Origin of the sequence: Cronobacter condimenti 1330 (genome assembly GCF_001277255.1) — a bacterium.
Lineage (GTDB): Bacteria > Pseudomonadota > Gammaproteobacteria > Enterobacterales > Enterobacteriaceae > Cronobacter > Cronobacter condimenti.
In genome coordinates, this window is record NZ_CP012264.1 from 1,613,911 (window position 1) to 1,627,630 (window position 13,720).

Annotated in this window: 9 protein-coding genes; 7 read left to right on the forward strand and 2 right to left on the reverse strand. The window is 56.7% G+C overall.

The features are described 5' to 3' along the window. Positions 1-10: 10 nt before the first annotated feature. Entirely contained in the window at positions 11-3,973 is a 3,963-nt protein-coding gene (putA, locus tag AFK62_RS07365; protein ID WP_053531815.1) for a trifunctional transcriptional regulator/proline dehydrogenase/L-glutamate gamma-semialdehyde dehydrogenase, read from the reverse strand. Positions 3,974-4,386: 413 nt separating this feature from the next. On the opposite strand from putA, the gene putP reads away from it, so the two are divergent. Together putP and AFK62_RS07375 are read left to right on the forward strand one after the other, a co-directional pair. Then, the gene (gene putP, locus AFK62_RS07370) at positions 4,387-5,895 is read left to right on the forward strand and encodes a sodium/proline symporter PutP (protein WP_032984483.1); all 1,509 of its coding nucleotides are present in this window, start codon (positions 4,387-4,389) and stop codon (positions 5,893-5,895) included. Positions 5,896-6,032: 137 nt separating this feature from the next. Beyond that, positions 6,033-6,455 (forward strand): DUF3574 domain-containing protein, encoded by a 423-nt coding sequence (locus AFK62_RS07375; protein ID WP_007674504.1) that lies wholly within the window; start codon positions 6,033-6,035, stop codon positions 6,453-6,455. 29 nt (positions 6,456-6,484) lie between these two features. Here AFK62_RS07375 and AFK62_RS07380 read toward each other — a convergent pair whose 3' ends face one another. Further along, positions 6,485-7,669 carry a NupC/NupG family nucleoside CNT transporter gene (locus AFK62_RS07380; RefSeq protein WP_053531816.1) on the reverse strand — a complete coding sequence of 395 codons (1,185 nt, stop codon included), beginning with the start codon at positions 7,667-7,669 and terminating at the stop codon, positions 6,485-6,487. Positions 7,670-8,028: 359 nt separating this feature from the next. Here AFK62_RS07380 and efeU point away from each other — a divergent pair, with 359 nt between their 5' ends. The 5 genes from efeU (at position 8,029) to AFK62_RS07405 (ending at position 13,627) form a co-directional block, all read left to right on the forward strand. Further along, on the forward strand, positions 8,029-8,859 hold the full coding sequence (gene efeU / locus AFK62_RS07385; RefSeq protein WP_053531817.1) for an iron uptake transporter permease EfeU: 831 nt from the start codon (positions 8,029-8,031) through the stop codon (positions 8,857-8,859). A 56-nt stretch (positions 8,860-8,915) separates the two neighbouring features. Continuing rightward, positions 8,916-10,043, forward strand: a complete 1,128-nt coding sequence (gene efeO / locus AFK62_RS07390) for an iron uptake system protein EfeO (RefSeq protein ID WP_007674514.1) — start codon at positions 8,916-8,918, stop codon at positions 10,041-10,043. Between the two features lie 5 nt (positions 10,044-10,048). Then, positions 10,049-11,332 carry an iron uptake transporter deferrochelatase/peroxidase subunit gene (efeB, locus tag AFK62_RS07395; protein ID WP_007674515.1) on the forward strand — a complete coding sequence of 428 codons (1,284 nt, stop codon included), beginning with the start codon at positions 10,049-10,051 and terminating at the stop codon, positions 11,330-11,332. 545 nt (positions 11,333-11,877) lie between these two features. Next, positions 11,878-12,666 carry a phosphate starvation-inducible protein PhoH gene (gene phoH / locus AFK62_RS07400; RefSeq protein ID WP_007674517.1) on the forward strand — a complete coding sequence of 263 codons (789 nt, stop codon included), beginning with the start codon at positions 11,878-11,880 and terminating at the stop codon, positions 12,664-12,666. A 259-nt stretch (positions 12,667-12,925) separates the two neighbouring features. Continuing rightward, positions 12,926-13,627, forward strand: coding sequence for a hypothetical protein (locus AFK62_RS07405; RefSeq protein WP_071884297.1), 702 nt, complete (start codon positions 12,926-12,928; stop codon positions 13,625-13,627). The last annotated feature ends 93 nt before the right edge of the window (positions 13,628-13,720 follow it).

Sequence of the window (13,720 nt, forward strand, 5' to 3'; positions counted from 1 at the left end):
GTCAGCCAGGTCAGCCGATAGTCATCAGACTGGCGTTGCCGCCGGCGGCAGCGGTGTTAACGCTAAGCGAACGCTCAAGCCACAGGCGCTCAAGCAGCAGGTTAGTTTCCCCGCGCCCGAAGCCCTGCACCGAGACAATCGCGCCGTCGCGTGCGGCCACTTTTTCGCACAGCGCGCGCAGCTGGTCCGAATCACCGTGATAGATAACGGCGTCGAAGCTCTGGCGGTACAGCACGTCCGGTTTCGCGAAGTCGATAATCGCGTTGACCGCGGCCGGAAGCTGTTTGGCCAGCGTGCGCTGCAACGGCTCGTCGGCCCACAGTACACGGCTGCCCGCACTGGTGACGGCGGCAAGCTGCACCAGCAGATCCTGCTCGTTATCGGCAAGGCAGAGTACGCGCTCGCGCGGCAGCAGGGTATAGGTGTTGCGCTCGCCAGTCGGTCCCGGCAGGGTGCGTTGCACGCCGCTTTGGGAAAGCGTAAGGAAGTGTTCGCACAGCGCTTTAAGCTCCGGACGGCCCGCAGCCCATTCGGTCAGCGCCTGATGCGGGCGCGTAATCAGCGCCTTCACCTGCGCGTCCTGGGCGTAATGTGTGTCATGACGCTCAAGCGTCGTCTGCACCGCCGCCTCAGGACGGCTCGCCAGCAGGCGGTAAAGATAGAGCGGCCCGCCCGCTTTCGGCCCGGTGCCAGACAGCCCCTCGCCACCAAATGGCTGCACACCGACCACGGCGCCGACCATATTACGGTTCACATACAGGTTGCCGACGTGCGCGTTGCCGGTCACCTGCGCGATAGTTTCATCAATGCGCGTATGCACGCCAAGCGTCAGGCCGTAGCCCGCTTTGTTGATCTGCTCAATCAGCCCCGCCAGGTTATTGCGGCTGTAGCGCACCACATGCAGTACCGGGCCGAAGACCTCTTTTTTCATCTCATCAAAGCTTTCCAGCTCAATTAGCGTCGGCGTGACAAAGGTGCCGGTTTGCCATTCACGCGCGTCGATGCTGTTGTCGCGCACCGCCTGGAAGACTTTACGGCCTTTGGCGCGCATGGTCTGAATATGGCGTTCGATACCGGCTTTGGCATCGGCATCAATCACCGGCCCGATGTCGGTAGTCAGACGGCCAGGGTTGCCCATCCGGCACTCGGCCATCGCGCCTTTCAGCATGGTCAGCGTGTGATCGGCAATCTCGTCCTGCAGGCAGAGCACGCGCAGCGCCGAGCAGCGCTGGCCGGCGCTGTCGAAGGCCGAGGCGACGACATCCACCACCACCTGTTCGGTCAGCGCGGAGGAGTCGACAATCATGGCGTTCAGCCCGCCGGTTTCCGCAATAAGCGGCGTGGGACGACCCTGCGGATCGAGGCGGTCTGCGATGTTACGCTGAAGCAGCGTCGCCACTTCGGTTGAACCGGTAAACATCACGCCGCGCACGCGCGGGTCGCCTGTGAGCTGCGCACCCACGGTTTCGCCGCGCCCCGGCAGCAGTTGCACCACCCCTGCCGGTACGCCCGCCTCCAGCAGGATCTGAATGCCCTGGGCGGCGATAAGCGGGGTTTGCTCTGCCGGCTTCGCCAGCACGCTGTTACCAGCGGCAAGTGCCGCAGCTATCTGGCCTGTAAAGATAGCGAGCGGGAAGTTCCACGGACTGATACAGACCACCGGACCAAGCGGGCGGTGGGTTTCGTTATCGAAATCATCCCGCACCTGGCCTGCGTAATAGCGCAGGAAATCGACGGCTTCACGGACCTCGGCGATAGCATTGGCAAAGGTTTTACCCGCTTCGCGCACCAGAATGCCAATAAGCGTCTGGGTCTGGTCTTCCATCAGCACAGCGGCGCGCTCAAGAATAGCGGCACGCTCCTGCGGCGGCGTGGCGAACCAGATAGGGGCGTTGTTGACGGCGTTTTCAAGTGCCAGGGCCACTTCGGCTTCGTTCGCCTCACGGGCGTAACCGACAATATCGCGCGGCTCGGCCGGATTAACGACCGGGGCCAGTTCACCTTCGTCCACTGCGTCTTCAAGCATGGGCAAAGCGCGCCATTTTTGCAGGGCGCTGTTGAGCAGTGACGATGAGAGAGACGCCAGGCGGTGTTCGTTCGCCAGGTCCAGACCGGCGGAGTTAACGCGCCCCTGTCCGTAGAGATCCTGCGGCAGCGGGATTTTCGGATGCGGCAGGCCGACGCGGCCTTCCTGCGCTGCCAGTTTTTCAACGGCGAGAACCGGGTCCGCAACCAGATCGTCAAGCGACAGCGTGTTATCGGCGATGCGGTTAACAAAGGACGTGTTCGCGCCGTTTTCGAGCAGACGGCGCACCAGGTATGCCAGCAGCGTTTCATGGGTGCCGACCGGCGCATAGATGCGGCACGGGCGGTTGAGTTTGCCCTCACTGATTTTGCCAACGACCTGCTCATAGAGCGGCTCGCCCATGCCGTGCAGGCACTGGAACTCATACTGACCGGGATAGTAGTTCTGGCCTGCCAGGCTGTAAATCGCCGCCAGCGTATGGGCGTTGTGGGTGGCGAACTGCGGGTAGATGAGGTTCGGTACCGCCAGCAGTTTCTTTGCGCAGGCGAGGTAGGAAATATCGGTGTAAACCTTGCGGGTGTAAACCGGATAGCCTTCCAGCCCTTCCATCTGGGCACGCTTGATTTCGCTGTCCCAGTAAGCGCCTTTCACCAGACGGATCATCAGGCGACGGCGGCTGCGGGAGGCCAGATCGATGAGGTAATCGATAACAAACGGGCAGCGTTTCTGGTAGGCCTGAATCACAAACCCAATGCCGTTCCAGCCTGCAAGCTCTGGTTCAAAGCAGAGTTTTTCCAGGAGATCGAGGGAGATTTCCAGGCGGTCGGCTTCTTCGGCATCGATATTAATGCCGATGTCATACTGGCGCGCCAGCAGCGTCAGGGATTTCAGACGCGGGTACAGCTCTTCCATCACGCGGTCATACTGCGCGCGGCTGTAGCGCGGGTGCAGCGCCGAGAGCTTGATGGAGATACCCGGCCCTTCATAAATACCGCGACCATTGGAGGCTTTGCCGATGGCGTGAATCGCCTGTTGGTAGGACACCATATAAGCCTGCGCGTCGGCGGCGGTCAGCGCCGCTTCGCCGAGCATATCGTAAGAGTAGCGAAAGCCTTTTTCTTCAAGCTTACGGGCATTTGCCAGCGCCTCGGCGATGGTTTCGCCGGTCACGAACTGCTCACCCATCAGGCGCATTGCCATATCCACGCCTTTGCGGATAAGCGGCTCGCCACTCTTCCCGATAATGCGGTTCAGCGAGCGCGACAGACTGGCTTCGTTATGGGTGGAGACCAGGCGGCCAGTAAACAGCAGGCCCCAGGTGGCCGCGTTTACGAACAGCGACGGGCTGCGGCCAATGTGTGAATGCCAGTTGCCGTTGCTGATTTTGTCGCGAATAAGGGCATCGCGTGTCGCTTTATCCGGAATACGCAGCAGCGCCTCGGCAAGACACATCAACGCCACGCCTTCCTGAGAAGAGAGCGAAAACTCCTGCAGCAGGCTCTGCACCATACCGGCGCGCCCGGAGGCGGTTTTCTGGTTGCGCAGCTTTTCAGCGAGGCTCCAGGCGAGCTGATGGGTTTTTTCGGCAACCGGCTGCGGCAGGCGCGCCTGTTCCAGCAGCATTGGCACCGCGTCGGTTTCTGCACGACGCCAGGCGGCAGTAATGGCCGCGCGGCTGACCGACTGCGGCTGAATTTGCTCGGCGAATTCTAAGAATGGCTGGTGATTTTCCTCAGGCGGCGCGACGGCGTCGTCGCTTTCATTGGCCGCGCCCGCGAGCAGCGCAGGCAGCTCCGGCAGGCCGTCGCTGTTTTCCAGCTGTTCAAGATAATTAAAGATGGCTTGCTTAATCAGCCAGTGCGGTGTGCGGTCGATTTTCGTCGCGGCGGCTTTAATGCGCTCGCGGGTGGCATCGTCCAGCTTGACCCCCATCGTGGTGGTGCCCATGCCCTTACTCCTGTGTGTCGCGTCGGTAAAAAACGGTGATGATCGGCAATATCTATCATGTTGCAACTTTGTGCAACCTTGTTAAATGTGACCTCGCCAGCAAGCTTAAAAATGAATGAAATGTTAAATATGAAATTGCTATGACGCAGCCGGTAAAAGGCAGTTATAAGCTCAGAATTCGGGCCTGGTTAACATTTTTAACAGGTGCAACCAGGAAAAGCGTGAGCGAGTGCAACCTCTCAAAAAATGGTCAGGTTTCACAGATGCAAAACATGTGAATGGTGTGTTAAATCGATTGTGAATAAAAAACGCTTCCGGCAGGATACTGCCGCCACATAACAAGACAATAACGCCACCGCTGCGTTCCGGCGGTGATAAAACGGGGCGACCCGGTAATAACGCGGAGAAGTGAAATGACGACGAGTACACCGATGTTGGTGACTTTCATTATCTATATTTTGGGGATGATACTGATTGGGTTTATTGCGTGGCGCTCCACCAAAAACTTTGATGACTACATTCTCGGCGGGCGCAGTCTGGGGAGCGTTGTCACCGCGCTTTCCGCAGGCGCGTCGGATATGTCTGGCTGGTTGCTGATGGGCCTGCCGGGCGCGGTATTTCTCTCCGGTATCTCCGAAAGCTGGATTGCCATTGGGCTTACGATTGGCGCGTGGATTAACTGGAAGCTGGTGGCAGGGCGCCTGCGCGTTCACACCGAGCACAATAATAACGCCCTGACGTTACCGGATTATTTCACCAGCCGTTTTGAAGATAAGAGCCGTCTGCTGCGTATTATCTCGGCGCTCGTTATTTTGCTGTTCTTTACTATCTATTGTGCCTCCGGGATTGTTGCAGGCGCGCGCCTGTTCGAAAGCACCTTTGGCATGAGCTACGAAACCGCGCTCTGGGCAGGGGCGGCTGCGACCATTCTTTATACCTTTATCGGCGGTTTCCTGGCGGTGAGCTGGACCGATACCGTGCAGGCGAGTCTGATGATTTTCGCGCTGATCCTGACGCCAGTTATCGTCATTTTCGCGGTCGGTGGCCTTGGCGATTCGCTGGAAGTCATCAGGCAGAAGAGCATTGAAAACGTCGATATGTTCAAAGGCCTGAACCTGGTTGCGATCATCTCGCTGATGGGCTGGGGGCTGGGTTATTTTGGCCAGCCGCATATCCTGGCGCGCTTCATGGCGGCGGATTCGCATCACACTATCGTTCATGCGCGCCGTATTTCTATGGCGTGGATGATCCTCTGCCTGGCGGGTGCGGTGGCGGTCGGCTTCTTCGGTATCGCCTACTTTACAGATCATCCCGATCAGGCAGCGGCCGTGAACCAGAACGGCGAGCGTGTCTTCATTGAACTGACGCAAATCCTGTTTAACCCGTGGATTGCCGGTATTTTGCTGTCGGCTATTCTTGCGGCGGTAATGTCCACCTTAAGCTGCCAGCTGCTGGTCTGCTCCAGCGCGATTACCGAAGACCTCTACAAGGCATTCCTGCGTAAGGGTGCGAGCCAGAAAGAGCTGGTGTGGGTTGGACGTATGATGGTGCTGGTGGTGGCGCTGGTCGCGATTGCGCTGGCAGCGAACCCGGAAAACCGCGTGCTGGGCCTGGTAAGTTACGCGTGGGCGGGCTTTGGCGCCGCGTTCGGCCCGGTGGTGTTGCTCTCAGTGATGTGGTCGCGTATGACGCGCAACGGCGCGCTCGCGGGCATGGTAATCGGTGCGGTGACCGTTATCGTCTGGAAGCAATTTGCCTGGTTTAACCTCTACGAAATCATCCCCGGCTTTATCTTTGCAAGCCTCGGCATCGTGGTAGTGAGCCTGATGGGCAAAGCGCCGTCAGCCTCCATGCAAGGACGCTTTGAAAAAGCGGATGAGGAGTACCATACTCCTGCGCCGTCGAAACTTCGCGCCAACTAAGCGCAGTTAAGCGAAGAAAAAACCCGCCGCCCGGCGGGTTTTTTCTTTCCCATCAACTAAATGAATGGCGCACCGCTTGCCAGATGCCGCGATTTACGATTTCATCCTGGTGTTCACCCATAACAAAAAAGGACAGGATGATGGCAATTCGCAGAGTGATGCTTTCTCTCGCGCTGGCGGGGACGCTCGCAGGCTGCGCCCCGCATGATGCCGCCAGGACCGCGACATGTGCGGCGCAAAACCAGATGATGCAAACCACGCTCTATTTCGGCCTTAACCGGCCTGCCGGCCCGGTGATCACCGCCGGGGAGTGGCAGCAGTTTGTGGACAACGACGTGACGCCGCGCTTTCGCGACGGGCTAACGGTGTTTGATACCCGCGGCCAGTGGCTTGGCAACGACGGGAAAGTGGCGCGTGAGCCAGGCAAGGCGCTGATGCTGATCCACGGCAACGACAGCGCGAGTGAGAAAGGGATCGAAGCGCTGCGCGGCATTTATAAATCCCGCTTTGCACAGGAATCGGTGATGCGGGTCGATCAGGGCGTGTGCGTACAATTCTGATAAAAGGCGGGAAGACCCCGCCTTTTCTTTTACAGCACGAGACCTGCAAACGCGGCGGAGAGCAGGCTCACCAGCGTTGCGCCGTAGACCAGACGCAGGCCGAAGCGTGATACCGCGTTACCCTGCGATTCGTTCAGGCCCTTAATGGCCCCGGCCACGATGCCGATAGAGGCGAAGTTCGCAAATGACACCAGAAACACCGAGAGAATACCGAGGCCGCGCGGGGAGAGGGTGGTCGCGATTTTTTGCAGCTCGATCATCGCAACAAACTCATTCGCCACAAGTTTGGTCGCCATAATACCACCCGCCGTCAGGGCGTCCGCCGCCGGAATGCCGATAAGCCAGGCGAGCGGGTAAAAGACATAGCCCAGGAGCTGCTGGAAGCTCATTCCGAAGAGTGTCAGGAACAGGGCATTCACGGCGCTGATGATAGCGATAAAGCCAATCAGCATCGCGAGAATGATCATCGCCACCTTAAAGCCCGCCAGAATGTACTCGCCGAGCATTTCAAAAAAGCTCTGGGATTCATGCAGCTTTTCAAGCTTCACTTCCGGCTCGTCCTGCGGGCGCGTCGGGTTGATAACCGACAAAATAATAAAAGTACTGAAGAGGTTAAGCACCAGCGCTGCCACAACATATTTCGCCTCGATCATCGACATATACGCGCCGACGATAGAAAGCGACACGGTGGACATGGCGGTCGCCGCCATCGTAAAGAGACGCCGCGAGGAGAGATCCCCCAGCACGCCTTTATAAGCGATGAAGTTCTCCGACTGACCGAGGATAAGCGAGCTGACCGCGTTGAACGACTCAAGCTTGCCCATGCCGTTGACCTTTGAGAGCAGCGTGCCAATGACGCGAATAAAAATCGGCAGAATGCGCCAGTGTTGCAGAATGCCTATTAGCGCCGAGATAAAGATGATAGGGCAGAGCACGCCGAGAAAGACAAAAGCGAGACCTTTCTGGCTCATGCCGCCGAAGACGAAATCAGTGCCCTGGGCGGCATAATGCAGCAGGGAGGAGAACGCACCGGCAATCGACTGGATCACCGCAAGCCCGGCCTGCGCGTGCAGGAAGAACCAGGCGAGTAACGCTTCGATAATAATCAGCTGGAGAATGTAACGCAGGCGGATCTTTTTACGGTCAAAGCTTGCAAGCCAGGCGAGCGCGAGTATCGCCATGACGGCGAAAATAAAATGCAGTATGGTTGTCATAGTTACGCAGGTGTCTGAAAGAAAAATAGTTAGCCATACAAATACCGGCCGGTAAACAGCGCGCTAAGCATAATTTCCCGCATCGTTATCTGGCAAATGGAATAAGAAAAAACGATGACCGGTTATTTTTGTGGTGAATGTTTTTAGAGGAATGGGCGGGCGGTAATAGCGCGTGACAGACGCTGCCGCCACGGCAATGATTTACCTTAGTGACTACTCAACTTCGCAACTTTTACACTTAGTCATACTTATCCCCACATTTCGCTTGTTTTTCTTTTGGCGGTAATGATAATCACTTTCACTCCCGTTTACGTTTCTTTGCATCAGTTGACCTGATTTCACATTTACAGGTGCGCCACATGTTTGTTCCTTTTCTGATTATGCTGCGTGAAGGTCTTGAAGCCGCACTTATCGTCAGCCTTATCGCCAGTTACCTCAAGCGCACCCAGCGCGGCAACTGGCTTGGGGTGATGTGGATTGGCGTGTTTCTCGCCGCCGCGCTCTGCTTAGGCCTTGGTATTTTTATCAATGAAACCACCGGCGAGTTCCCGCAAAAAGAGCAGGAGCTCTTTGAGGGCATCGTGGCGGTCATTGCGGTCGTGATCCTCACCTGGATGGTGTTCTGGATGCGTAAAGTCTCGCGCAATGTGAAAGGCGAGCTGGAACAGGCGGTGGATCGCGCACTGAAACGCCCCGGCGGACACGGCTGGGCGCTGGTCATAATGGTCTTCTTTGCCGTGGCGCGTGAAGGCCTGGAATCGGTCTTTTTCCTGCTGGCCGCGTTTGGCCAGGATGTTGGCATCTGGCCGCCGCTTGGAGCAATGCTTGGCCTCGCAACCGCCGTCGTGCTCGGTTTCCTGCTCTACTGGGGGGGCATTCGCCTAAATCTCGGCACGTTTTTCCGCTGGACCAGCCTGTTTATTCTGCTGGTGGCGGCTGGGCTTGCCGCTGGTGCCATTCGCGCGTTTCATGAAGCGGGACTGTGGAATCATTTCCAGAGCGTGGCCTTTGATCTCAGCGCCGTGCTCTCTACGCACTCGCTCACCGGCACGCTGCTGGAAGGGATTTTTGGCTACCAGGAAGCGCCGACCGTCAGCGAAGTGGCAGCATGGTTTATCTATCTGATCCCGGCAGTGGCGTTTTATGCACTGCCTGCCCGCACCGAGGCGCGGGTTTCCGGGAATGCCTGATTTTTTGCTGCGTCTGTACGTGGCTTAGTGACAACATACTTTTAGAGGGACAGGTCATGACGAAACAACTTCGCCGTAGCGCGCTTTCCGTGACGCTGCTGGCGCTTATCAGCGCTGCGTTTACCGCAAAGGCGGCTGATATTCCGCAGGTGAAAGTCACCGTTAACGATAAACAGTGCGAGCCGATGACGCTTACGGTGAACGCGGGGAAAACCCAGTTCACCATCCTGAACCACAGCCAGAAAGCGCTGGAATGGGAAATTCTCAAAGGCGTGATGGTGGTGGAAGAGCGTGAAAATATCGCGCCGGGCTTTAGCCAGAAGATGACCGCTAACCTTGAGCCGGGTGAATATGAGATGACCTGCGGCCTGCTGAGCAACCCGAAAGGCAAGCTGATTGTCAAAGCGGCAGAGGGCGAAAAAGCGGCGGCCAAAAACGAGCTGATGTCGCTTGAAGGTGCGGTGACGGAATACAAAACCTGGGTGAGTGCTGAAACCGCCGCGCTGGTTGAGAACACGAAAGCCTTTACGGACGCCGTAAAAGCAGGGGATATCGAAAAAGCGAAATCCCTGTACGCGCCGACGCGCCAGCACTACGAGCGTATCGAGCCGATTGCCGAGCTGTTCTCTGATCTCGACGGCAGCATTGACGCCCGTGAAGACGATTATGAGCAGAAAGCGGCTGATCCTAAATTCACCGGCTTCCACCGTCTGGAAAAAGCGCTGTTTGGCGACAACAGCGTGAAGGGCATGGAAACCTATGCAGACAAACTCAACAGCGACGTGCTGGATCTGCAAAAACGCATCAGCGAACTGGCGTTCCCGCCGGGTAAAGTGGTGGGCGGCGCGGCTGGCCTGATTGAAGAAGTGGCGGCCAGCAAAATCAGCGGTGAAGAAGATCGCTACAGCCATACGGATCTGTGGGATTTCCAGGCCAACATCGATGGCGCGCAGAAGATTGTGAACCTGCTGCGTCCGCAATTGCAAAAAGAACATGCGCCGCTACTGGCGAAAGTGGATGCGAATTTCAAGAAAGTGGACGCTATCCTCGCGAAATATCGCACTAAAGACGGTTTTGAGACCTACGACAAACTGACTGAAGCCGATCGCAACGCGCTGAAAGGGCCGATTACGTCGCTTGCTGAAGATCTCTCCTTACTGCGCGGCGTGCTCGGACTGGACTAAGCGTAATGCAAGAACATGATACTCAGGGCGTGCCGCAACCGGCGCGCCGCCGTCTGTTAAAAGGGCTCGGCGCGCTCACTGGCGCGATGGCCGTTGCGGGCGGCTGTCCGGTGGCGCATGGCGCGCAAACCAAAAGCGCGCCAGGCACGCTCTCACCGGATGCGCGTCAGCAGACGCAGCCGTTTTACGGCGCGCATCAGGCCGGTATTCTGACACCGCAACAGGCATCGATGATGCTGGTCGCGTTCGACGTGCTGGCGACGGATAAAGCCGATCTCGAACGGTTATTCCGCCTGCTTACCGACCGCATCGCATTTTTAACTGCGGGCGGCCCGGCGCCGCAGACTCCGAACCCACGTCTCCCGCCGATGGATTCCGGGATCCTGGGGCCGATTATTGCGCCGGATAACCTGACCATAACCGTGTCGCTGGGGCGTTCATTGTTTGATGAGCGCTTTGGACTGGCGCCGCAGATGCCGAAGAAGCTGCAAAAAATGGTGCGTTTTCCGAACGATTCGCTGGATGCCGCGCTCTGTCATGGTGATCTTCTGCTGCAAATTTGCGCCAATACCCAGGACACGGTTATTCATGCGCTACGCGGCGTGATTAAACATACGCCGGATCTGCTGAGCGTCCGCTGGAAGCGTGAAGGGTTTATCTCCGATCACGCGGCGCGCAGCCGCGGGAAAGAGACGCCAGTTAACCTCCTGGGTTTCAAGGATGGAACGGCGAACCCGGACACGCGCAACGCGCCGCTGATGGATGAGGTCGTCTGGGTAACGGCAGATCAGGGCGAACCCGCGTGGGCGGTGGGCGGCAGCTATCAGGCCGTGCGCATCATTCAGTTCCACGTCGAGTTCTGGGACCGGACGCCGCTTAAAGAGCAACAGACGATTTTCGGTCGCGACAAGCAGACCGGCGCGCCGCTCGGCATGCAGCATGAGCACGACGTCCCGGATTACCACAACGATCCTGACGGCAATGTGATTGCGCTCGACAGTCATATCCGGCTTGCGAACCCGCGCACGCCGCAAACGCAGTCGAGCCTGATGGTACGCCGGGGATACAGCTATTCGCTGGGCGTAACAAACGCAGGACAACTGGATATGGGCCTGCTGTTTGTCTGTTACCAGCATGATCTGGAAAAAGGGTTTTTAACGGTGCAAAAGCGTCTTAACGGCGAAGCGCTGGAGGAGTATGTGAAACCCATCGGCGGCGGCTATTTCTTCGCGCTGCCAGGGGTCGCAGATAAATCCCGCTTTCTGGCAGACGGTTTGTTGAAGGCCTGACGTTAAGCCCCGCACCGCAAGCGGGGCTTTTTTATTGTTTCATTTGCTAACAATTTTACCGCTCCTGTGGCAGGCCGTTTTCGCGGCGGCTATTCTGTTGATACATTTCTGTAATATTTCTCTGTCATAAAAGACTCACCGTCAGGCAAGCCTCAGAAGTTATCTTTAAGTAAATTTTATGTTGCAAGTTTGATAATTTTTGTTGTACTTAAAGTGTTAGCGGTAGTTCCCCGACTGTGTCAGCAGTAGCACGATGGAGATCGCGAATGGTAGCGTCCAGAACTGGACTTAAAAGGAAATCAACCCGCACTATCCGGCGCGGAGGAGCCTCCTCCGGCATTGCCATCTCCACCCTCTCAAACCCGTTTCAACCTTCTTCCACTGTTCCAGACGATGCGGTAAGCGGTGCGCGTAGCCGTACTACCGCGTCTTTTCGACCGGCAATTCATGGCTTAAAAGGAAGCCAAACCTCAGACGTTCGTGCGCATAATCGCGTCCATCATCAGGATGCGGCTCATGTAAACCAACTTATCAAGGTGCCATCCATGGGAAGACAGAAAGCAGTGATCAAAGCTCGTCGCGAAGCCAGACGCGTTCTCAGACGAGATTCACGCAGCCACCGGCAGCGTGAAGAGGAATCGGTCACCACGCTTGTGCAAATGAGTGGCGTTGAAGCAATCGGCATGGCGCGGGACAGCCGCGATAATGCCCCGATTGCGGCTCGTACCGACGCTCAGGCGCATTATCTTGAGGCTATTGAGAGCAAACAGCTGATATTTGCCACCGGCGAAGCCGGATGCGGCAAAACGTTTATCAGCGCGGCCAAAGCGGCTGAGGCCCTGATTCATAAGGATGTCGACAGGATAATTGTCACCCGCCCGGTGCTGCAGGCCGACGAAGATCTCGGCTTCCTGCCCGGCGATATCTCAGAGAAGTTCGCGCCCTATTTCCGCCCGGTCTATGACGTGCTGGTGCGCCGCCTTGGCGCTTCCTTCATGCAATATTGCCTGCGCCCGGAAATCGGGAAAGTCGAAATTGCGCCGTTCGCGTATATGCGCGGACGTACCTTTGAAAATGCCGTCGTGATTCTGGACGAGGCCCAGAACGTGACTGCCGCGCAGATGAAAATGTTTTTGACCCGCCTCGGGGAGAACGTGACGGTGATCGTCAATGGCGACATCACCCAGTGCGATTTGCCGGCGGGGGTCACCTCCGGTTTAAGCGACGCGCTGGCGCGTTTTGAGGAAGACGAGATGATTGGCATCGTCCGGTTTGGTAAAGCCGACTGTGTGCGCTCCGCGCTCTGCCAGCGCACGCTTAACGCTTACGATTAAACGTATTGAACATGCAATGAAAAGCCCAACGTCTGTTGGGCTTTTTTCGTTGTGGGACGTAGGGAAGGGGGCGCGTTTGCACAATACCGGGTAGCGCTTTGCTGATTTATTCTACAAACCAACGCCGGTTTTCATGTGAAAACCCCTAATATTTGCCTGCTTTTTTCCTTATCTTTTTTATCGTCTGACCGATAACCCTTACCGAAAATGCCAAATCGTTAACTGGCTAACTTTAATGACATTCAGGTAAGGACATCTTATGAAAGCATTGTACGCACTGCCTCTTTTCTTGTGTTCGCTGGCGTTAGCCGGGTGCAGTAATCAACCGCCACCACCTTCAGAAAAAGTAGTCAGTACCAGCACCATCAAAGGAGATGGTGGGGCATTATTGTCGATTGATAGCTACGAGCAGCTCAGAACGGATACGCATCAGCCAACCGATACGTCGCTGCGCTATATTACCCGCGTCGATACCAGCAAAGTCGTGGCGCTAAAGACGCTGCATTTTATTGTAAGCCTGGCTGCGGGCGGCGCCCAGGAATCAGGTTTTACGAAAGATCAGTTGGTCGGCACGCCGATCGCCACGATGAATAACCCTACGCTTACCTATTTTTCTGATGCCGTGAAAAAATCACTTGAGAAAGATATGGCGAAGCTGCCCGCCGGGCAGATAAAAAACCCCATAGAGATCCGTCCTTATACCTGGATGCTAGTCTATGAAAACCTCTCTGGCGGTGATAGTTACGAGCTTCACTATCAGGCGGCGCTCAGACGCACCAAAACGGCGCTGGTAAACGGCCATGAAGCGTCTGCCTCGGTGTCGTGTTCTCCAGAGGCAGTAAAAGCGCCGCTGGCCCAGTGGCAGGCGAATAACTACCAGAAAGTGACTGAGGTCACCCGTGGTTTTATGGAGACGTGCATGAAGGATTTTGAAGCCCATAAGGCCGAGTTTCTGCAATAACGAAACGGGTAGAGAAAAAAGTCTGGCGGTAACGCCGGACTTTTTTGCTTTTCGCTCAGGAGAAATAAGGCGTCCTGGCGGGTGGTTTCCCTG